Raw genomic sequence first — 2,079 nt, 5'->3', positions numbered from 1 at the left:
AGAACTCCGCGTCGAACTCGGCCGCCCCGTCCAGGAATCCGCCACCCGTGGTGTAGAAGGTGCCCGGGTGCAGGGGGTCCGGGTCGTAGAGGGTGTCCAGCGGCCAGCCGCGGTCGGCGGGCAGCGCGGCGACCGCGTCCACTCCGCCGGCCACCAGTCGCCACAGGTCCTCGGGCGAGCGGACGCCGCCCGGGAACCGGCAGGCCATCGAGACGATCGCCAGGGGTTCGTCGGCCGCCGCGGACCCGGCCGCGCCGCCTACGGCGCCCGCGGAGTCCGTCGCGGTGGTGCCGGTCGTACCGGTCGTGCTGTCGGCGTCCGGTGCTGTGCCGCTCAGCCCGGCGAAGAGGTGCGCGCCGAGGGCGGCCGCCGTCGGGTGGTCGAAGACGGAGGTGAGCGCGAGCGGCAGGGCGGTGGCCGCGACCAGCCGGTTGCGGAGCTCGACGGCGGTGAGCGAGTCGAAGCCCACCTCGCGGAACGGACGGTCGGCCACGAAGCCGGCGGCCGGGTCGTGGCCCAGTACGACGGCCGCTTCGCTCCGGACCAGTTCCGTCAGCAGTTTGCGGCCCTCGGGCTCGGACAGTCGGCGCAGCCGCTGCAGCAACGACGGGTCGCCGCCCGTGCCGGGCCCGGACCCGGCGGAGCTGTCCGCGGGGCCGCCGTCCGCCGCCCGGGACTCCGCGGCGGCCGGCAGACCGCGCAGCAGCGCGCTGTCCCGCACCGAACCGAAGGTGGGCACGAAGCGGGCCCGGTCCAGCTCGGCGACGACCGCTTCACCCTCGTCCAGGGCCAGTGCCAGGCCGAGCGCGGAAAGCGCCGCCGCAGGTGCCATCGGCACCAGCCCGTGGCGGCGCAGGCCGTCGCCCACCGCGCCGTCGGCCATGCCCGCGCCGGCCCAGGGGCCCCAGGCCACCGAGGTCGCCGTCAGGCCCCGCCCGCGCCGCGCCGCGGCGAGGCCGTCCAGGTAGGCGTTGGCCGCCGCGTACGCGCCCTGTCCGCCGCTGCCCCAGGTGCCCGAGATCGAGGAGAACAGTACGAAGGCGTCCAGCGGGCGGCCTTCGAACAGGACGTCGAGGTGGGCCGCGCCACGCGTCTTGGCCGCCGTCCGCAGGGCCAGTTCCTCCGGCGTGCAGTCCATCAGCGCGGTGTCCGAGGTGAGGCCCGCGGCGTGGACCACGGCCCGTACGGTGTCGCCCTCGTCGCTCAGCCGCTCCAGCACCCGTTCCAGCGCGGCGCGGTCGGCGACGTCGCAGGCCAGCAGGGTACTCCGGGCGCCGAGCGCCGCCAGGGCGTCGACCAGCGCGTCGGCCCCGGGGGCCTCGGGGCCCCGCCGGCCGAGGAGGACGAGGTGTTCCGCGCCGCGCTCGGCCAGCCAGCGCGCCACCTGGGCGCCGAGGCCACCGGTGCCGCCGGTGACGAGGACCGTGCCGCGCGGCGTCCACGGTGCGGGCGTGGGTGTCGCGGGCGCCGGCGCGGGGACGAGCCGACGGCCCAACGCCTCCGGGCCGCGTACGGCCACCTGGTCCTCGCCGTCCCGTCCGGCCAGCACCGCGCACAGCCCGTCCAGCGCGGGCCCGTCCAGCAGGTCCGGCAGGTCGACCAGGCCGCCCCAGCGCTGCGGGTGCTCCAGTGCCGCCACCCGGCCCAGGCCCCACACCTGGGCCTGCTCGGGGCGGACCTCCTCCGTGCCGCGCGCCGCCACGGCGCCGCGAGTGGCGCACCACAGAGGTGCGTCGATGCCGCTGTCGCCCAGGGCCTGGAGCAGCAGCAGGGTCCCGGTCAGGCCGGCGTCGAGCATCCGCAGGCCCGGGTGGGGTCCCTCGGCCAGGGCCAGCAGGGACAGGACGCCCTCCAGCGCGCCGCACTCCGGGAGCAGCAGGGCCAGTTCGGCGCGTTCGACGGCGGCCCCGACCCGGATCACGACCACGTCGGCGCCGTGTCCGGCGAGAGCCTGTTCGCAGGCGAGTGCGGTGTCCTCGGTGCCGGGTCCGTCCGGGGTGACGAGCAGCCAGCGACCGGAGAGGGCGGGCTGCGCGGGCGCGGTGAGCGGCTCCCAGGCGATGCGGTAGCGCTGAGGGC

At 77.6% G+C, this 2,079-nt stretch carries 1 protein-coding gene; it reads right to left on the bottom strand.

Annotated elements, in window-relative coordinates; genetic code table 11:
* The coding region (locus VR45_RS41025) for a beta-ketoacyl reductase (protein WP_045945076.1) at positions 1 to 2,079 on the bottom strand (2,079 nt) is incomplete at both ends.

It is taken from the genome of Streptomyces sp. NRRL S-495 (assembly GCF_000966955.1).
GTDB lineage: Bacteria > Actinomycetota > Actinomycetes > Streptomycetales > Streptomycetaceae > Kitasatospora > Kitasatospora purpeofusca.
Note: the sequence above shows the minus strand (reverse complement) of the source record. Positions and strands in the feature narration are given on the sequence as shown.